The organism is Fluviicola sp., from assembly GCF_029266855.1.
Lineage (GTDB): Bacteria > Bacteroidota > Bacteroidia > Flavobacteriales_D > Crocinitomicaceae > Fluviicola.
Genome location: NZ_JAQSWB010000002.1, coordinates 132,475 through 152,803, shown reverse-complemented (window position 1 = coordinate 152,803; position 20,329 = coordinate 132,475). Strand labels below are relative to the sequence as shown.

Genomic DNA, 20,329 nt, shown 5'->3' with positions numbered 1-20,329 from the left:
ATGAAACAGTTTTGCACGATTATAGCTGGTTTATTCCTGTTCTCATATTCATCACAGGCTCAAAGTTTGATCGATGATCTGAAAGCGGTCTCTTCCGTCTTGGATACGGCGAAGTCCGTTAAAATTCAGGTTGTCTGTAAAGTTTATTCAAAAAAGGGAGGTGATTTGGTCAGTTCGATAAATACCGGGATTACTAAAAAAGGGAAAATGTCAGTTTCCCTTTTTGATAACCTGGAAATTTTCACCAATGAAAAATATGGTGTATATGTGGACAAGGAAAATGAATCCATTATGGTTGTTTCCAAAAGCAAACATGCCGCACGCTTGAATTCCATGGGAGATAAACATATGAACGAGTTCGTTTCCTGGATGAAAAAACAGCAAACCAAAGTAGACTTCAAACCTGTTTTAATTTCCGAAGAAGCTGGGATCCGGTCTTATTCGGTCACGAGTTTAGATGATTTAAAAGAGTTAATAGTTTCTATAAATGTAACGAATCACACGATTGAAAAAATCAGTTATGAATATGTAGAATCAAGTCAGCAAAAACAACATTATATTTTATTGGACTACACCAAATTCCTGATCAATTCCAAAGAAATTGACCTGGACCAAAAAGATTATTATATCCAGCAATCCGGGAAATTTCTTCCCGGGAATAAGTATAAATCCTATTCTATTTCCACCGATTTATGAAAGCTATCCTCCTCACCTTATGTTCTTTCTTTGTCTTTTTATCCTACGCAGGTGATGGTACCTGGCTAAGAAAGGTAGCTAAAAAAGATTTACTGGTAACCCAGTATAATTTATTTGAACCCCAGCGCATATCAGGGGAAGATACGCGATCGTTTAATAAAATGCGAGCCTTCGTTCGTCTGAGTTATACCCGACATATGCAATCGGATGTTTCTCATAACTACGATTGGAATATGCAGGTTAATTTCACTTATTTGCTAAACGGAGTCACTACTCCTGGCAATTTGCAAATCAGTAATGAAGCAAGTAGCAGGGTATACGAGGATTATCTTGAGATCCCTCTCCCTGCTTCCGCACTCGGATATGCTATCAAGATCACAAGTGTGACAGGAAATTATGGCAATCTGAATGCAGGGGCAACAACCGCAGTATCTAATCCGCAGGGAAGTAATACGATTCCGTCAGATATTGATCTGATCATGGAACTAAGACCTGAACGTGTTTATAATCTGAATACCTCAGCAGTTGTGGAAGATATCAGCAGGATCAATTTTGTCCCTGCAGAATATAAATTGTATTGGAATTACCTGCAGGGTGCGGAAGAATATGACCTGGAATGGGTTTTTATCGATAAGTACAGTCCGGAATATGCACAGGTCATTCTTGCTGAACCGACATCTCCAAATGAATTAACGGGTTTTTCCTTACCCTTCGAATTATTAGAACCGACTCGCGTACGTGTATGGGGGAACAGCTACCAACTGGATAAAACATATCCGGAGGGAAAACTCTATTTCCGCGTAAGGCCAGTAAGCACTTTTGCCGATCAGACGAATGGAATTTCAGATGATATCCGGACCGGAAAATGGGGTTATCTTACTTCCAGTGTACAGCTATCAATTTGTAAATATGAGATTACAAATCTATCCGAATTTGATTCAACGAAGACCTGGCTGTATGGAATATCTTATGCAGATGATGGGAAAAGTGTGAGCACACTCACCTACTTCGATGGGAGCAACCGCGGACGTCAGAATTTGACTTATAACACTTCGGATAACGTTACCCTGGTTGGTGAGTCCAAGTATGATAATGAAGGCCGTCAGACAGTTAGTGTGATACCTGCACCGGTTGCGGGGCGTAACCTCTTGTTTAAAAACAATTTTAACCTGGCTTCCGGAAGTGTTTTTGATGAAGAGGAAATTGAACAGTCAGTTATTCCTCCTTTATTGAATACTTCAGGTTCTGCAAAATACTTCAGTCAGAACAATGATTTTTTCGGGGATCTGTTCCGCGATGCCATTCCCAATGCGAATGGTTATGTCTTTAGTCAGACGATTTTCCGCAACGACGGAACCGGACGGATTGAACGTGTCGGAGGGATCGGTGAAGAGTTCCAGGCAAACGGAATTCACGCTGCCCGGACCTGGTATGGAAGTACCAATGTGGCTGAGTTGAAACGCTTATTCGGTGACAATGTGAGTGATTTCCCGCAGGGCTACCGCAAAGATATGGTGGAAGATGCAAATGATCAGTTGAGTGTGACCTATTACGATAAGCGGGGAAACACCATCGCAACTGCATTGGCAGGTGATGCCCCGGAAGCTTTACGCAAACTGGATTATACGGAAGAAATCATTACGACGCCACTGAATGACAATAATGTGCAGATAGGAAATTCGATGATTTCGGAACATACCTACCTGAATACGATCCCGGGATCAAACATTACATTGAATTATTCATTGACCACCATCGCACAGCATATTTCATCGCAAATACTGGTTATTGAAGGACACGAGTTATCCCTTGGTGAGTTTTGTCCGGATTGTGCCTATAAATTACGCATCGAAGTAAAAGATCAATTCGGGCAAACGATCGGAACTCCTATCCAGGAATCGATCACTCCTTCTTCGGTTTGTCAGCTGGTTGCCTATACAAGTTCGGCTTATGTGGTAACCCTACCCGAAGTTGGTGAATACCGCATTATAAAAACGCTTACTGTCGACGAAGAGTCGATGATCGCTTCTTTCCAGGCACAATTGGACGCACAGGGAACCAGTTCTTTTGATTCTTTTTTACAAAGTTATTTGTCAACGGTAGATATAACAGCCTGTTTCACAGATTGTGAAGACTTATGTGCATACTCTGTTCGCTTGGACTACATCCAGCAACATGGTGAGGCAGCCTGGGTTGGGTTGGGAAAATCCGGGCAAACAGCTTTGATCGATGCATGCGTTCTCAATGAGTGTGGTATTGAAAACCATAACTCGGACACAGAACCAATCGCAGTAGATGAAGTACAGGGTTGCGAAGCACAGCGCCAAAGGCTCATTCACCAGATCTCAGTCGGTGGGGTACTGTATGAAAATCATTCCAGTTCTTTCTGGACATCTTTAGGAGCTGGTCCTGTGACCATCAATGGAACTTCTTATACCATTGCTCAACTTCAAGATCCATTGATCTATACTTCTGCAATGGCAACAGCACTCTTACCGGTACACAGAGAATATTGTATGCTTTTGAACGGCAGATGTGAGAAATGGATCGATGTTCAGAATGCCAGCCTGGATATTACGGCAATTATTATGAGTACTCCCTGGCCGGCAACGACCCCTACCAGCGGTGTATTTTACCAGCCATATGATGCAGCTTATGACCACGCAAACAATACATTTGGAATGCTGGCTTCACTGACTTCCCAGATCAATAATTTTGGTGCGGCGAATAACCTGCCGGCATATAGCGATTGTTCGACCAATTGGCCCCTGGTAAACAGCGGGAATCTTTACGCAGTGGTTACTGCAATGGCAGCGCGTATTGCATCTCTATCAGCGTGTGAAGGGGATCCGATGACAACGGATGAAATTACCGATTTAAAGAAACAGCTGTTTTTAGGCTTGTATTTAAAGGTGAAATGGCAGTTGGTGAAACAATTGGCTGGCTGTACGTTCTACGATGATCAGAATGCCATTTTCATGATCCCGCCAATGACTTATGCGTCAATAGATGCAATTGCAGATGCTGCTATCAATGGAACACTGAATACAAAAACCTGCCACGAAAAAGCGATCGACAACGTCAATATCTGGATGACTTCTTTATCTCCAACATGTTTATCGGCAATTGGCATCAGCAGCTTTACGACAATCACTCCTTACAATTCGACTGCTGCCCTTGCTTTGCAGTCTGCTTATTCCTCCTCTTCAACAAGTGGCGGACTGGTCCAGTTATTCTACAATTATTCACGATCGGTTTGTGAAGCTACAACAGCACCAAGTCCTGTAAATGAGAATGTCCTGGGTCTGTTCTATGATCCGGATCCGGCAAACACCATTACGAATGCGCCAGGAGAAGTTCAATACGATGCGATTAAAAGTTTATTGACAACGACCGGATGCAGTTACAGTACAACTTCGAATTTACCTTTCGAAGTTGATCCTCCTACCTCTTCAGGCACAGGTGGCGGAAACGCTGGAACAACAAACTTCACTGCAATGAACCAGGATCTGAACACCCTGATTCAATCGGTTATTACCTGTACCACCTGTCCCACTGTCGGAGTTCAGAACGTACCTGTACAAAATATCCCGATGTGGTATGTCAAAACATTGACAAATGTTACCTTGCCTAACGGAACGATCGGTTCTGTCAGATATATTTATCCGAATACGAATGTGGTTATTTCCAATAACTCAATGCTTGCATTTCAATGTACACCCACATACCAGCATGGACCATATAGGAAACATTACCTTCAATTTGAGATCACAGATGGGAGTTGTACCTACTCTTCAAAAGATTTTGATATTCCTTTGAAAGACCCCACGAATGGAGTTTACTTCTGCGAGAATTACATCGACGGAGCATTGGAACTAGATCCCTTCACATATACTCACAACGTTTCAAATTACAATGAGACGCCTTTTTACGGCAATAGTAATTCCAGCCTGAACCTGACTGTATCTCTTATTCCGGGAACAGCACCGCTTGATCCAAGTCCGAATGGAGTAATTTCCGCGCTCTATACCCGTTGTATGTATAACGCTCCTGGGTATGGATGTTCACAACCTATTGACTATAAATGCGGCGCCGGCGCCGGAGATCCTTCCGGTGACCTTGGAAGTTCCTTTGAAACAATCAATGACCTGATCCCGGATATGGCTTCTCAATTGGAAACGGATTGTATCCAATCCCAAATCCAGCAGGCAACTGCCGATGCACAGGTGCTCTACAACCAGGTAATAGAAAACTTGTGGAGCCAGTTCTACGAACAAATGAAATCCTGCCTGAATGCACGCGAAGATTTCAGAATGACTTATAAACTGATGGAATATCAGTATACACTCTATTATTATGACCTGGCTGGTAATTTAACCCAAACGGTTCCTCCGCAGGGAGTTCACCCCTTCAACCAGACTCAGATCGATAACTGTTTACTGCCAAGTAATACCCCTTCCTTCCCGGCCCACGACATGGAAACCCGGTATGTGTACAATGGACTCAATGCGCTAGTAAGTAGTTACACTCCTGATGGTGGTAGATCTGATCTGTTCCTGGATAAATTGTACCGTGTGCGCTTTTCACAAAATGCCGAACAATCGGCAAAAAGACGGGCCACCTTCAATAAATACGATGAGTTGGGACGCGTGACCGACGCAGGTGAGTTTGTTAAGTTGACAAACGAAAACCTGGCGACAATTGCGGCAGATGAAACCAATCAGAACTTCCCGACAACCCGTATCCTGGATTTTACGCATACATTTTACGAAACTGGTTATAATCCACCTTCGGGAACAGCCTTCTATCCTTCTAATGCATCCCCTGACGTTACATTGGCTTCGGCCTTCGGCACCGACGGACAGGAGAACCTGCGAAATACCATTGGAGCTGTTATGCACCGGCAAGCAGATTATATTGTAGACGCAAACGGGATCAATGTGCTCGACGGAAATGGAAATGTGACAGTATCCACAGGAACGGAGGTGATCTCGGTCCTATCATATAGCTATGATGTGCACAAAAATGTGAAAACCATGATTGCTACCAATAATCACCTGGCATCCATCGGTATGCAACACAAGCGCACCAATTATATTTACGACCTGATTTCCGGAAATGTGGAAGAAGTGCAGTACCAAAAAGGAGCTAGCGATGAGTACCGCCACCGGTACCACTATGATGCAAATAACCGACTGGTAAGGTCCTACACTTCTCATAACGGTGATTTCTGGGAACTGGACGCGAAATACTTCTACTACCTGCATGGTTCGCTTGCAAGAAGGGAATTGGGTCATGACCAGGTGCAGGGTACCGATTACGCCTACAACCTGCAAGGCTGGCTGAAAGGAGCAAATAGCTCAACCCTGGATCGTACACGAGATATTGGAAAGGACGGAAATTCCAATGCGGATAACCAATTCTTTGGAGTAGATGCGGTTGGTTTCTCCTTGGGTTACTTTGACAAGGATTACCAGGCAATTAAAGACGCTGCAGAAAGTACACAGGTCTATACCAACGATTACTTTGCAGGAACAAGTGCCGTTACAGATCAAAACCTGAACACGGACTCCCATGCTTTCGGCTTGTCAATGGCCAGCCTGTACAATGGAAATATTACGCACATGGTGACTGCCTTGCGGGATCTGAATGAGGCAAAGATCGACATCCTGGCAAACAATTATCAATACGATCAGTTGCAGCGCATCCGTGAAATGAAGGTATATCATGCCACAAACCTTCAGACGAACAATGATTTCACTGGGGCTGCTTTGTACCGTTCCGGAGGAGGTTCTTCAAGTGCTTTTCAGGAAAGTTACACTTTTGACAAGAATGGAAACCTTTCCTCTCTCAAGCGCAACGGTGAAGGATTAGGAGGCGCCGCAAGTCTTCCAATGGACGATTTCACATACATGTATTATACACAGTCCGGAAGTTCAGTTCTGAATCCGACTAATGGAAACCGTCTCGGAGGGGTCTTGGATGCAGTAACAGGCGACCCTCATTCGGAGGATATTGAAAATGGTCAAACTAACGTAAACTATAAGTACAATATCAACGGGCAGCTCATTTCAGATGCCCAGGAAGGAATAGGAAAGATTGAGTGGACGGTGACCGGGAAAGTCAAAAAGATTGATTTTTTATCTGACGGCTCACATGACCTGAAATACATCTACGATCCGATGGACCGCAGAATTGCCAAAATGGAGTACATGAACGCCCTGCATACGATCATTAAGTGGACTTATTACAGTTACGATGCAGGTGGGAATGTCATGGCGACTTACGGGCGTACACGCACCTATGTAAATACTTCCGGATCGGTGAACAATTATACCGACAATTATAAAATCAATGACCACTTCATCCATGGAGCTGAAAGGCTGGGAACGGAACTGGAAAATGTGATCTTATTTGATGAGAAATACACTCAGTCAACATCAGAATCTACCGACGTGGAAATTGCTCGTGGATGGAATATGGTGACTCCGCCAAGAGGAGTTTCTTCCCCGGATTACACTAGACGAATTGTTGGAGATAAGCGTTATGAACTTTCCAACCACCTTGGAAACGTATTGGAAGTGATCAGCGACCGGAAAGTAAAAGCCCCCCCTTCCGAAACAAACTCCCAGCTTCAGCCTCTATATAAGGACATGGCAGGTGTTACGGTGAGTTCAGGAATAATTACCCGAACAACCGCAGGCACCGGCTGGGGACCAAGCGGCGGAGCTTCCGTTGAAACCCTGTCACAGGGAGATTCTTTCGAATGGACTTTGGGTGGCGCAAATGCAGCTGCGAATCAATACATTGATGTTGGCTTGTCCTACATAAATGCAAGCAGTGGGGCGTCGACCATCAATTACGGCTGGTATACTCACGCAAGCGGTTTAACCGTACTGGAAAACGGGGTGCTTGTCTCCGGGCAAACATACGGAACACACGGTGCCTATGCCCCGGGCGGAGTATTGAAGATCTCGCGGTCCAATAACAGCATCCAGTATTATTACAACGGAGTACTGAAACATACCAGTGCCGATCAGAACCCGACGGTTCCGATGCTGATAGACTTTGCCTTTTACGAGGTAAACCGCAGCATCTATGGTTTGAAGATCCAGTCCTCTCCCCGCTATGCGGCAGATATTGTTTCCTACTCAGATTACAGCCCATACGGAACATTACTGGCCGGCAGACATGGAAATGACAACACCTACCGCTATGGGTTTCAGGGGCAAGAGCGAGATGATGAGATCAAAGGGGCGGGGAATTCATTGAACTATGAGTATCGTATGCATGATCCGAGAATCGGTCGTTTCTTTGCGATTGATCCGTTGGCAGGTAAATACCCATATTGGACTCCATATGCTTTTTCTGGAAATCAAGTAATTCATACGGTTGAATTAGAAGGGCTTGAACCTGAAAATGGTTTAATGATACCTGAAAATGTTGGAAAAACATTTTTATCACGTTCTCAAGCAAGCGGGCTAGAAGATCAAGTTTTTTATTATAAACTGCTACAAAACAATGATAAGTCTGGCATCTACTGGGATCAAGGCGATGAATATGTTGGACCAACTCTCCGAGAATCGGCAATGTTAGAGGAAAATATATATCTTCAAAACAACTATACTGAAGGTGTTGAAACCCTACTAAGTCAAAAAGAAAGCGAAGAAGATAATAATACTGTTGGTGGTTATCATTTGCAGAAGATTATCGCAGGTAAAAGTGGATTAAGAGTTGGGATTTACAAACGAACTATTGATGATATCGATTTTTATGGAGTCGTTTTTGCTGGAACTAATCAGGGAAAAGACTGGTTGACAAACGTGAAGCAAGGAGGTGGTGGATCAGAAGAGCAGTATGAGATGGCGGCGCGAATTGGAAACATTTATAAGGATACGAAAAACACAATTTTTGTAGGCCACTCACTTGGAGGTGGACTAGCAAGCCTTGCATCCCTTGTTTCTGGTAAAACGGCCTATACTTTTAATGCTGCGGGTCTATCAACAAGGACAATGAAAAGGTATGGGGTTGAAGGTAAATCTCAATCCACGATTAGAGCTTATGTGATCGAATATGAAGTTCTCAATTATCTTTTAGGACCACTAGACCTCGGGGCTAACGGTAAAATACATACATTAGCTCCTAAGCTTCCGTTACCCTTTGAAAAAGGAGAAGATTTGAATACAATGTCTGCCAGTAAAAAGTTTTTTGATTGGAGATTGGAACTTCATGGAATGAATGAAGTGATTAAATCATTAGGATTTCGCTAAAATATAAAAATATGGATAAGAACAAAGTACTGTTTATTCTGTTACTAATAATTAGTAATTTTAGTTGTGATTCGGGGAATACATGTAAAAAAATAAGTATTCCTAAAGGAGATTTTGATTGGGTTAAGAGTTATAAAGTCTCAGATAAAATTATATTCTCTGGTGATAAGGGAAATTTCGACACATTGGAGTTGATCGAAAAGAAAAAAGAATTTTCTCCTTGTAATAGATTTGAATTAGGGCCAAATCAATATGAATCTAGCCATTATACTTTCCTCTCTCAAAAAATGAGCAAAACCGAGAGTGCTACAGCTGGAATAAGGGGGACTACTGGAAACAGCATATATGGTTATAACAAAAGAGTTATTTGGGCATTTGGGCTCTATTGGGTGACTAAAAGTATTGATCAGGATAAAAAAATTCAAACTGAGAAAATTAAAATTCCAGCTTTTAAGGATAGTATTGAAACCCTGTATTTTACGAATGGTAATTATAGTAATGGTAGAAGTGCACTTATTGATTTTTTTAATTGGAATAAAGTTTATGGGTTGGTAAGATTTAAATTGAGGGAGACAGGTGAAACCTATGAATATTATAAAAGATTATAGATTTATTAAACCCAGTACAGCATTTTGTACTGGGTTTTTCGTTTTGGTGCTGTCTCAAAATTGCACCTCCATTAGAAAAAGAGGTAGTGTTATCAATAATCACTTTCGACCATTCAAAATATATAACTAACTGATTATTAAGCAAAATATCATCGTGAAATTTTAAAAACAGGTGAGGATTATTCTTCACCTATTTCATTTTCATGCATTCTGCAAGCTCAAAACACATTAATGAACCTTGTATTCGGAAAGGAAAACAAAATGATATTCTTTATGCCATTGTTTGTTAATTTTAGCACGAGAAAAATGCTCGCGCCAGCTTGGGGATTTATCAAGAAAAGATTTATTAGAGCTTAGAGCTTCTGTAAATAGATGGGCTAAAGATCAAGGATTTACTGAATTAAACTATAAAGGAGTACGTGTAGAAAATAGTTCTTCCGCAAACCCTGGAATGGTTTTGGACTGGACTATTGACCTAACTAAAATTAAAGTAATGATTCAAAATGAAAATGAGTATTTAGAATTTGTAAATTCAGATATGAACTATGAAGATGTTATCCATATTGTTAAAAATAAGGGTGCTACTCAAATTACATGTACTAAGATAGTAATGAAGATTTACAACCTTAGTTTGTCAAAAGCCAATGAAATAGTTCAAAATTCTATTCATTGGAGCTCATATAAATCAGGAAACGATCACTTAAGACAAACGTGGTTTTCAAAAGATGATTGAGTTAAAAAAAACAATTGGTAATGCAATCTGCACCTAAGTATTAAGAAAATAGATTTATTGAAAACCCAGTACAGCATTTTGGGTAATGTTTCAGCTGTGTTGGTAACACTTGAAAAATCTGATTTCAACATGAAAATCAATTTAATAACTTTTTGAAACAAATTGCGTTTAGGGGATAGTTAACTATCCCCAGTTCACGCGAATGTTAAATCAGAAGCTATTGACTCACTGCGCAACCTCCCAAAGCTGGCTCTCGTACCGATAAAAGTAAATCCCTTCATACTTTATCCGGGAATATCCCTAATTTTAAGCTGTGAGAATCGGAATAACCATTTTAGTTTGTTTCAGTTGCTTCCTGACCTTTGGCCAGCGAAACAGCCGGGATATCCCCTCTGTGGATCTGATCTATGGCTTCCGGACGTTACATAAGCCAATGTTCGGCTCTGCAGTAGAAAAAAGATACAGCACCTTCTCTGATTTTAAATGGTCCTCTCCTCTGCAGTTTCTTGGAGCAGGAATCACGGTTTTGGGAGATTCTCTGGATACCGGTGGAAAATACTTTATCGGGAATATACAGATCGTTGCCTACCTGCCCCAGCGGATTTCTATAAACGATAGTGTGACAGCAAAATCAGGTGGATTTAATGTCGGGCTGACCTTTCTGGGCTTGGATGCTTTTCCTCAAGTCAAAAATTTCGATCTGATCTTCAATTTGGGTTTTGACGCAGGAAGAATTTTGCTGACAAATCCCGGACTGCATCAGCGAAACCTCTATTTCGCCCCGAAATTGTCTGTTCAGCCCAAAGTAAAAATGGGACCTGTGGCACTCTCTCTTTTTGCGGAATACGGAGTTGACCTCACCAAGGACAAATGGCGTAAAACCTGGTTTGGCCCGGGACATCAAAACAACTTAACACCCTACTCGAATAAGATTGGCGGACTATCCGGGCTTTCCTGGTTTGTGACACTAGGATATGTATTGAAGTAGAATTTCCTGTAGCATCCGGAATACTTGTTCCATGGCTTATTGGAAATGATAGTTACTCTCACGAAAACGAAATTACTCAATAATCAAGATCATACTTTTCAGTCAGCATCGCTATAATCTCGTTTTGATTATCCAGTGAATCATCGGTTTTAGTCAATGCATTGTATTCGTTTTGAATTTTCACAGCCATGAATGTGTCATCCCAATGTATCGCGTTATTTGGACAGTGTTCCTGGACCAAGGCCTTAAACTGTTCAACATATTTGAAATCCGTGATTGCTTTTGTAAACAATTGAAGCGTCCAGGTTGAAACACTTTTGATAACAATACCTTCCGTATCCTTCCCGCCTATTTTCCAGTCTATTCTATTTCCCAATTTCTTTAGAGAAATGCGATACGAAAAATCCTTATTGGCAATTGAGACACTTAATATGTTGTCTTGAAGTTTATGATTTATCATGATGTGACTTTTGTTTTAAGTTTATGTCTGGTCCCAAATTTTGAGATTGATCCGATAGTAAAAGTAAACAATCTGGATTTCAATGAAAATCAATTTCCATAAAAGACAAAACCCTCAAGACATTTGATATTCTGACGCTAAAGGTCGGAATTTCCAACATCTTGAGGGTTTCTAAGCTTACAGTTCAGAGTAGCATTTCAAAATGCTTGACATTAAAGACTTCTGGACAATTAATAAATCAACACGAAGCAATGGTGAAGCAAATTGACTTCATCATTCCAAGAACAACCTACTAACTTCAGCTGTATTTAAAGCCCAATTCATGTCATACACTTCATCTGCTTTTTCAGCATCTTCGATGATAGCTAAACCTTGTACATCTGCTTTCATGTTCAATAAATCTCCAATCTTTAACTTAGCATCCAATTTGTTCAATAATGCTTCTAAAGTCAAAAGATTGAAATCTTGAATTACTTGTCCTCCAAAGCTCATTTCTAACCAAACGATCTCTCTATTCTCTACATCAAGAACCCCAAACACCATACCCTTTGTAAGGCTTTGTTTAATTCTTACTTGGTGTTGAACAGCTGTAGGGTCATAAGCTACACCACTTGAAGAAATCTTCATTGGAGAGTTACTATTCATCCAACCAACTACTACGTTTGGTGCCAAGCTGCCATTCGTATAAGCATTACAAGCGAAACTCACATACTTTGCTCCTGATCGAGTTAATTCATTCAAATCAACATCAATGTATTCAGCAGTCCCTGTTTTATCAGGAATACTTTGAATATCTCCGCTATGCTTACAACCTGGTATCACAAGTTGTGAATAGGAGCAAAATTCATTCTTTTTCTCATAGACTACTCTACAACTCAAATCCATATCAAGATGCTGAGCAGGAAGCCCCTCTCCCCATTGTAAAAATAATCGAACAGTATCTCCTTCAACCTTGAATTTGGTTCCCATTAAAGCACCTGGTAAGTCTTGAAGATGTTCACTTCTATCTCCAATAGCTATTGGAATATTAAATAACCCTTTGTCAATGTAGATCGTGCTATTCGTATTCCCCACTTTACTGAAGTTACTTTTGATGACTTCTAAACTCAAGGACTGAACTAATGACTGCATTCTTTTCAATTCCTGATCAGTATACAATTGAAGTAATTTATTCGAAGGAATATTCTTACTCACTCCTCCCAAAGGTTTTACAGTTCTAGATGAACTTTTATCGAAATATATTTCAGCATACATATTCAATGTAAAAATCAATCTTGATGGAACTTTATCCATTACTTCTTTGAAGTGTTTAATCGACACATCTGGCCCGAACCATAACATGGAAGAAAACAATGATCTGGTAAATAATCCTGGTCTCTGCTTTAATAAAGCAAAAGTACCTTCAGTATCTGATTTCAATTTGTTCTCATTTACTTTACCTTGCCATACCTCGTATTTTTCGTTGTAGAACGTATCCAATAATTCAGCTAAGTTTTCAAATCCTTTTCGTTTACTGTATTCCGCTAATCTCAATGCTCTGATTACTCGAACCCACATACTTCTTTTCGGGTGCATCATTTCACATTGGTCAACAATGTCTAAGGTTAAATTGTTTAACCACGTCGCATATCGTTGACATTCACTTCTAGTATACTTTAACTTCAAATCAGCCAATGACTTAATCTTTGTCTCCATACTCTTGTCAAGCTGTGGGTGCAAGTTTTTTGCATTTTTCTCCAATCGGTTCACGATTGTTTTTGGTTCGATAATTTGTAAAAACCCAGTATGATTATACCATAAGTACCTCAATACATCATTAGGTGTTTTGAAAAACTGACCTGCCAATTCTGAATGATCTTGTTCAACGAGAACGTCAATGACAACCATCAACGTTTCCTTTATCTTAACTTCAACACCTGATGGTATGTCGAAATGAGTCACTAGGACTTTAAGGTCGTCGACTTGGGTAGCATCTAAAGCAACAGGTGATTCCAAAAGACTCATAAAGTATTTTTTCAAATCATCTTCTGTCCATAACTCCAATGTTTTCAATTTGTTCGCTCCAGAAACATAATCCAACTTATCAAATTCAAATGGAGTTCCACAGAATGGACACCCATTGTATCGTTCAATTGGAAACGTATTATTCGGAATTAAGTGTCCACAAGGGAGTTTGGTTCCTTTGTTGGTTTGAAAAACATTGGCAAACCAAGTAATAATATGATCAATAACAGATTCTCCGGTTGGTACATTCCATTGCTTTACTAAAGGTGTCCAGTTCTTGTTCACACCTGTGACGCCTTTCAATAATTCAAACAACTCCAATTGTGTCTTTGGAGAAATTCTATTCACTTTGTTTAGTAAATCTTCAGAAAAAGTATATCCCAACTTAGAACAATTCGCTAAAAGTACACTTGTTGTCTCGTTAATATGTTTAGCGCCATCACTTACAATCCACTCTTGTGGAATCACAATGGCATTTTTTCTGATTGATACTTTTAATAATTCTGTTTTCATAATTCTAGTTTTTTAAATTTTAATAATCAGGTAATTTTGTTTCTCTGTCATTTCCTATAAGTGATGGGTTATACCCAAGAAGTAAGAAACAATTGACCATATTATTTTTAGGGGTAATTCATGATCTAATTCAACCAGTCGCCCTCCTTGCGGAGACCAGGATTCGAACCTGGACATGGAAGTAAGATCATGTTGACCCATTGTTTTATAAGGTAATTAACTAACTCTCAAAGACGGATTCGAACCGTAAGACCAATCTGTAGTAAGTTGGTTTTGACCTTAATAGTGAGACAGGTGGGATTCGAACCCACGACCTGGGCATTAGGAGTGCTGAAGTAAGCTTTTATTGACCATGGGTAATTTAAAAGCTAACCTGCTCTACCAACTGAGCTACTGCCTCAATTAAGTAGGTAATTGAATAAGTTAGTTTACGTGACGGGTAGTTTTTGAAGTAACTTATTCTTGACCTGCAATATTTAAATGAACGTTTTGTCTTTCGACACAACAAAGATTAATACCTGCTGCGCAATTATTCTGCGTAGAGAAAATCTTTTATTTTTTGTAGGAATATCAAGGTTAGGACTCGCATCTTTAGAACCATATCCCAACGTTTTATCCTCAAACTCCTAATTGTGGAACAGACAGGATTCGAACCTGTATCTTCGGATCTTCAATCCGGCGCATTGACCAACTTTGCTACTGTTCCAATTGTACGGAGAGAGAGACTCGAACTCTCAAAATTCTGTTCCTAAAACAGACGCGTATACCATTCCGCCATCTCCGCATTTATTGTTGCCCTGACAAGAGTCGAACCTATAGTCCAAGAATCAAATTCTTGTGTGTTGCCTTTACACTACAGGGCATTTTGTCTGAGAAGCAGGATTGACTTTGTCTTTCCTGCGTGTCTCAGCTTGAACCAAACTCAAATAAACTTGATTTGGTTACTTCGTCTGAGAAGCAGGATTCGAACCTGCAACCTCCCGCGTCCAAGGCGGGTAAACAACCATCGTTATCTTCCCAGTTTCATGGCACTGATTCCGAGAATTCGAAACGAACAACTCAAGAGACAGTCGAGTGCTCTGGCTAAAGCCACAGTGCCATTGTGGAAGTGGCAGGATTCGAACCTACACGCTCCTAAGAGACCAGATTTACAGTCTGGTGAGCCAACTCAGCCGCGGCTGACTCAACACTTCCATTAAGTCGGATAGGTAGGAATCGAACCTACGTGCTCCTCATCCCAAATGAGGCGAGATAAACCTAACTCCTCTACTACCCGAGTAAAGAGACAAGAATGAGATTCGAACTCATAAAAAAACGGGTTTGCAATCCGTTGCCTTAACCATTCGGCCATCTTGTCTTTTGCGGAGAACAAAGGAATTGAACCTTCATCACGTTGCCGTGAACTCACTTAGCAGGTGAGCGTAACAAACCAATATTTACCTATTCTCCCTTCCTGTTTTTGGCGCATAAAAAAAGCATCTCATGGAGGAGATGCTTGAATTAGATTGTCTTTTTAATGATATATCTATTCTATTAAAACATCCTCCCGAATATTAGTGCGCGACTTCGGACTACAAAATCGTTGTGTTGGATAACACGGCAGCGATAATGGCTGAAACTGTATATGTAATTCTATATGTGTCATTTTTCTAATCATTTTGTCATTTCAATTCGACGGTGCAAATATTAGTATTCCTTTTCAATAAACCAAATAAAAAATGAATTTAACAACCTGCAAATCAATTAGTTAACTGTGTTTTTGAGCAATAGAATTCCACCCCACTTGTTGTGAGTATTGTACATTTTTTCCAATTGACTGTCTCCCAATTGATTCATGTTTCAACTACGCTTTTTCTATATCTATTATTTATCTTCTCATTTCTGAAAAAAAAATCAAAAAAAAAGCGTCCAAATTATGGACGCTCGTGTTATTATCTTCAATTATTCCTTATTTCTAACTCATACTGATTGAAAAATTTGCACAAAGTATCCCCATGTCCTGAAAATAATTCGGACAGAAACTGTAATACAGCGAGGGTTGTGACATATATTTCATTCTTTCAATCATTTTATTTCATATAATCCACAAGTTGACGTAGAATCAAGTTGATAGTTGCTCTACTTCCAAATAGAATTCTTTTCTAATTTGGATTAAAAGCATATTAATTAAATCGGTATCCGGAAAATCTGGAAGCGATGAATGGCGATATAGCTCTACAAGTTCTGCTTTCAATAATTCAGCTTTTTCAACCAATTCTTCATATCCATACTTTCCATCTTTTATCTCAAGCAAGTATTCACGATCCGAACGTTCTACAATGATCCTACCTTCAACCGCTATTTCCTTAGCCATGTGCAACAAGCGAAAGGTGTGCATCATATTTTTTGAATCATAATTTTTCCCATGGACGATTGTATTGGAATAACGTACATCATTTCGTTTTTCTACCCAATCCCAATATTCCCGGTACTTCCTGCAATAGGAAGAATAACCATCTTTATTGAAAAACAGCATTGCAATAGGGGTTTCTCCTTTTGGAATGTTACTCAGGTTAACATCATTGGATAATTCATTCCTGGCAATTCCTGAAAAACTCCATTCATTTGAAACATACAAGTTGTAACAGTCTCTCATGTGCGGAATTCGGCTGAGTCCACAATTAGTTTGATCTAATTTCTGAGTTGCAAGAAACTTTTTAAGTTCCACAGACTTTCCATCATCGAGTATAAAACAAAAATCCAGTATCGATTTCCGTTCCTTTTCCATTGGATTCACAATCTTCTTTTCTAAACCACGTGCCTTTTTTATTTGTGAATAAGCGTAGTTAGCAAATGATAACTCACATTGCTTACTTAGAAAAATGTTCATTGAGATTGTTTTGAAAAGTGGATGTTCATACAAAACACATCGTTCCGGAACATTTAACATCTCCAAAATATTGGGATTGTTGTTCGCACACAAATCAATGAACTTTCTCAATTCATAGTAAACAATATCATTGGATTCATTATTTACTTGCCCAATGTATTCCAAGGAAAAGAAATCATCTACTGGTAAGATAAAAACACCACGAATATCTGTATCAGAGTTTGGCGTATCTAATCCATAAGCTCTACTACCACTGATACATTCAAAAATGATGTATCCAGATTTTTTCAGCTCGTCAATAGTCATGATAATTGATTGATGAAAAACCGATCAAAATCAGCAACATTTGCTTTTTTAGCCTTGATCGAGTCTTTCAAGTTATTATTTTCCAGAACAATCTCTTTTACTAAAGCGATTAATTTGTCGTCAATAGCAGAGAATCCGGATTCATTCGTTTGTGCTTTTCGTGCGATAAGCTTATCTAAAGATTGGGCATTTTCTTCATCAATGAGAGAATACAAATCCTGAAATAAAACTGGTGGTATTTTTTCATTCTTTAAGATCCAATTCGCACAAAAAGCGGTTCTAGTTGCATAGAAAAAAGCTTTGAGTTTGAGTTCTTTTGATTCCAATTGTTCATAGAAACCTTTGTTCATGCTATGATAATGGTAAAATCCTGCAATCGGATTGAAATTTTCGATTGCCAACTGTTTCATCGCATCCAGTGTTCCACCACGATCTATGTAGACAATTGGTGAAAACAACCATCCCAAAAATGAAGCATTCGATTTTGCCAATAGTAAAGTTGCTTTTTTCAAATCCCAGCCTGAGCCATCTAAATCATCTTCCGTCATGAACTCGATGCTATCTTTTGAATCCCACAAACTGAGATAACTTTCCATTTTTCGCTTATAAACAAAACGAATATCATAATCTGAATCAGGTGAAGCAAATCCCCAAGCTCTGCTTCCAGATTCCACGGCAAAAAGAATTTCAATGCTATGGTTAAGCTCAACTTCTTGCAATTTCTTAAGTATTTGATCTTTCATAAATTCATTTTATTATAAATCCCTCACGCCAAATTGCATGAGAGAATCTGTTGTTTTTTCGATAAGACAAAGGAAGACCAAACCTGCGCAGTTATTTTGCGCAGGTTAAAAGTTTTATTTCCAAAACTGAAACCATCCTTTACTTTTAGTCTCAATCACATCAGTTTTTGGTGGTTCTGGAATTACTTTCTTAAATTCTATTCCATTTCGGAGCAATTGAATTGATTCTTCTGCATCCAATTTTTGCAATCTCTCTAAGAAAATTTCTGCATAGCTGTAAAGCTCGTTTTTCACCTGTTGTTTGTCGGTATAACCATCAAGTACCAGGTCCCAGTCATCAGCCAAATAATAAATTTGTGAAATCAGTGAATAATCATTGTTCCAATCGTGGAAACAACAAATGTTTCGAATGAAATTTTCAGTTGCCTCATCCGTTTTAGTATCCAAATACACTTCACAATTGTATTTTACGATTTGGACTAAACATTCTTCTTGATCAAAATGATTGAAGCAAAACTTTTCTAATTCCTTAAAGGCATGCTTGGATCTTAGATTAATGCTCACTAATTCAAATATCATTTCGTTTTCCAATAATTGACTTTTAATATAATCATCAGTATAAAGCCAAGTCTCAAACTCTTTCGTTGAAAGAGTTTGAGACATTAACTTAAATAACATTTTCTTTAGTGTTTCCATTTTTTCTTGTTGTTACGTTTTCGCTAACGCTTACTATTTCTAAGCGTTTAGACGTTTTTTCTTTTTCCAGGGAGCATTTTTTTCAAAGTCTCCGGCCATAATACAACCAAAAGGTTCAACTTCATCAATCACTGTTCCTAATCCAAATTCTTTCATTTGGTTCCGAACAGTTGCAGCACTTTTATAAGCACTCGGCAATTCCGTAATATCTATCTCATTAGAGAAAAATCTCACATCCAAGCCTTCTGTTTCTTCTGCAAAAACGGCTTCAATTGATTGCTCACCTTTACTTTTTCTATGCGCCGTTCTACTTATATTTCTTCCTGCACCATGAGGAGCAAATCCTAGATTGTTAGTCGTTGTTTCTCCGTCGACAATTAAGATTGGTTCCGACATGTTTAATGGAATCAATCGTGGACCAGTAATGTCGTTCATAAACTTACTGTCCAATGGCGTTGCACCTTTAGCATGGTAAAACAAATCTCCATCCTTGAACACAAAATTATGTTCATTCCAGAATCTATTCTCAACTGTTGACCCTGTTTCCGCAACAATTAAATCATGAATTGTTGAGTGATTCAACTTTGTCCATTCTCTAATAATTTGCAACGCATTCCAGTAATTCTGTCCTTCTTCTGTTTCAAATGGAATCCATGCATTTTGCTTCATTGTCTCAGGAGACAAATCTTTTCTGAACTTTTCCGCAACATGCATTCCTTGTTCATATAATTTAGCCCCCGGAGCTCTTGATCCATGATGAGTTACCACAACCGTGTTTCCTGTTGATTTTAACTTCCCAACATATAAGAAATGATTTCCATCTCCCTGAGTTCCTAAATGCTCCTGTGCCAATGACAACATTCTCACTGATTTCAAAAACGGATTCGATTCAAATTGTGCAATCAACTCCGCGGGCAAAGCAAATTGTTTCCCTCTCGGGCGACCACCCGGACCAAAATGTGTACATGCATGAGCAGCATCTAAAATCGTTTTTGGATCTGCTTTACCGAAATCCGTTAACATTACTGAGCAACAAATATCCGCACTATGCATTCCCGGATGAATCGCATTTTTTGCCACTGCAACACCACCAACGGGAATCAACCCGGCCGGACCTGTAGGACAAGCATCTGGCATAATTGCTCCGCCAACAATAGTTGGGGTCTTCATTAACTCATTCATTGAATCAATTACTTTTTCCACATTATCAATTTCCAATTCATTTTCAGCTTTAATATTGATAGCGAATTTAGCCGGCTCCAAGTTTAAAGGAATCTGATCAGGCAATCGGTATTGCTCTAGGTAATTCAACATTTCCGTTTCACTCAATTCATTTGTATTAATATGTTCGATAGCATCCTTAAACCATTTACCCGGTCTGAATCCTAATTCGATAATTGTATTTCCGTCAATTTTCATTTTCCTCTTTTTTGATTACTCCGC

11 protein-coding genes and 8 tRNA genes are annotated in these 20,329 nt (G+C 39.5%); 5 read left to right on the top strand and 14 right to left on the bottom strand.

Going from position 1 to position 20,329, the window contains the following annotated elements:
• The 5 genes from K0S23_RS06115 (at window position 1) to K0S23_RS06095 (ending at window position 11,295) form a co-directional block, all read left to right on the top strand.
• Complete coding sequence (locus tag K0S23_RS06115; protein WP_300355544.1) at window positions 1–696, top strand: hypothetical protein; 696 nt, start codon at window positions 1–3, stop codon at window positions 694–696.
• Complete coding sequence (locus K0S23_RS06110) at window positions 693–8,966, top strand: RHS repeat-associated core domain-containing protein (protein ID WP_300355543.1); 8,274 nt, start codon at window positions 693–695, stop codon at window positions 8,964–8,966. The genes K0S23_RS06115 and K0S23_RS06110 overlap by 4 nt, the downstream gene beginning before the upstream one ends.
• An 11-nt stretch (window positions 8,967–8,977) precedes the next feature.
• Window positions 8,978–9,574 carry a hypothetical protein gene (locus K0S23_RS06105; RefSeq protein ID WP_300355542.1) on the top strand — a complete coding sequence of 199 codons (597 nt, stop codon included), beginning with the start codon at window positions 8,978–8,980 and terminating at the stop codon, window positions 9,572–9,574.
• A 283-nt stretch (window positions 9,575–9,857) separates the two neighbouring features.
• Entirely contained in the window at window positions 9,858–10,307 is a 450-nt protein-coding gene (locus tag K0S23_RS06100; RefSeq protein WP_300355541.1) for a hypothetical protein, read from the top strand.
• A gap of 313 nt (window positions 10,308–10,620) precedes the next feature.
• A complete protein-coding gene (locus K0S23_RS06095; protein ID WP_300355540.1) occupies window positions 10,621–11,295 on the top strand; it encodes a hypothetical protein in 675 nt (224 codons plus the stop codon).
• 76 nt (window positions 11,296–11,371) lie between these two features.
• On the opposite strand, the gene K0S23_RS06090 is transcribed toward K0S23_RS06095, so the two are convergent.
• The 14 genes from K0S23_RS06090 to K0S23_RS06025 all read right to left on the bottom strand — a co-directional run bounded on the left by K0S23_RS06090 (window position 11,372) and on the right by K0S23_RS06025 (window position 20,305).
• Window positions 11,372–11,755, bottom strand: coding sequence for a hypothetical protein (locus K0S23_RS06090; RefSeq protein ID WP_300355539.1), 384 nt, complete (start codon window positions 11,753–11,755; stop codon window positions 11,372–11,374).
• 273 nt (window positions 11,756–12,028) lie between these two features.
• The gene (locus K0S23_RS06085) at window positions 12,029–14,272 is read right to left on the bottom strand and encodes a hypothetical protein (protein WP_300355538.1); all 2,244 of its coding nucleotides are present in this window, start codon (window positions 14,270–14,272) and stop codon (window positions 12,029–12,031) included.
• A 286-nt stretch (window positions 14,273–14,558) separates the two neighbouring features.
• Window positions 14,559–14,672, bottom strand: a tRNA-OTHER gene (locus K0S23_RS06080).
• Window positions 14,673–14,905: 233 nt separating this feature from the next.
• Window positions 14,906–14,978, bottom strand: a tRNA-Phe gene (locus K0S23_RS06075).
• A gap of 5 nt (window positions 14,979–14,983) precedes the next feature.
• Window positions 14,984–15,056 (bottom strand) — tRNA-Leu (locus K0S23_RS06070).
• A gap of 8 nt (window positions 15,057–15,064) precedes the next feature.
• Window positions 15,065–15,135, bottom strand: a tRNA-Gln gene (locus K0S23_RS06065).
• Between the two features lie 86 nt (window positions 15,136–15,221).
• Window positions 15,222–15,293 (bottom strand) — tRNA-Pro (locus K0S23_RS06060).
• Window positions 15,294–15,375: 82 nt separating this feature from the next.
• Window positions 15,376–15,466 (bottom strand) — tRNA-Tyr (locus K0S23_RS06055).
• 6 nt (window positions 15,467–15,472) lie between these two features.
• Window positions 15,473–15,548: transfer RNA gene (locus K0S23_RS06050), tRNA-Pro, on the bottom strand.
• Window positions 15,549–15,555: 7 nt separating this feature from the next.
• Window positions 15,556–15,629 (bottom strand) — tRNA-Cys (locus K0S23_RS06045).
• 744 nt (window positions 15,630–16,373) lie between these two features.
• A complete protein-coding gene (locus tag K0S23_RS06040) occupies window positions 16,374–17,447 on the bottom strand; it encodes a nucleotidyltransferase domain-containing protein (RefSeq protein WP_300355537.1) in 1,074 nt (357 codons plus the stop codon).
• Entirely contained in the window at window positions 17,444–18,190 is a 747-nt protein-coding gene (locus tag K0S23_RS06035; RefSeq protein ID WP_300355536.1) for a nucleotidyltransferase domain-containing protein, read from the bottom strand. The genes K0S23_RS06040 and K0S23_RS06035 overlap by 4 nt, the downstream gene beginning before the upstream one ends.
• A gap of 114 nt (window positions 18,191–18,304) precedes the next feature.
• On the bottom strand, window positions 18,305–18,886 hold the full coding sequence (locus K0S23_RS06030; protein ID WP_300355535.1) for a hypothetical protein: 582 nt from the start codon (window positions 18,884–18,886) through the stop codon (window positions 18,305–18,307).
• 39 nt (window positions 18,887–18,925) lie between these two features.
• Window positions 18,926–20,305 carry an RtcB family protein gene (locus K0S23_RS06025; protein ID WP_300355534.1) on the bottom strand — a complete coding sequence of 460 codons (1,380 nt, stop codon included), beginning with the start codon at window positions 20,303–20,305 and terminating at the stop codon, window positions 18,926–18,928.
• Window positions 20,306–20,329: the final 24 nt, after the last annotated feature.

Bases quoted from the DNA above. Each gene is read 5' to 3' on its own strand.
- K0S23_RS06115 (WP_300355544.1), top strand. From the start codon at position 1: ATGAAACAGTTTTGCACGATTATAGCTGGTTTATTCCTGTTCTCATAT.
- K0S23_RS06110 (WP_300355543.1), top strand. From the start codon at position 693: ATGAAAGCTATCCTCCTCACCTTATGTTCTTTCTTTGTCTTTTTATCC.
- K0S23_RS06105 (WP_300355542.1), top strand. From the start codon at position 8,978: ATGGATAAGAACAAAGTACTGTTTATTCTGTTACTAATAATTAGTAAT.
- K0S23_RS06090 (WP_300355539.1), bottom strand. From the start codon at position 11,755: ATGATAAATCATAAACTTCAAGACAACATATTAAGTGTCTCAATTGCC.
- K0S23_RS06085 (WP_300355538.1), bottom strand. From the start codon at position 14,272: ATGAAAACAGAATTATTAAAAGTATCAATCAGAAAAAATGCCATTGTG.
- K0S23_RS06040 (WP_300355537.1), bottom strand. From the start codon at position 17,447: ATGACTATTGACGAGCTGAAAAAATCTGGATACATCATTTTTGAATGT.
- K0S23_RS06035 (WP_300355536.1), bottom strand. From the start codon at position 18,190: ATGAAAGATCAAATACTTAAGAAATTGCAAGAAGTTGAGCTTAACCAT.
- K0S23_RS06030 (WP_300355535.1), bottom strand. From the start codon at position 18,886: ATGGAAACACTAAAGAAAATGTTATTTAAGTTAATGTCTCAAACTCTT.
- K0S23_RS06025 (WP_300355534.1), bottom strand. From the start codon at position 20,305: ATGAAAATTGACGGAAATACAATTATCGAATTAGGATTCAGACCGGGT.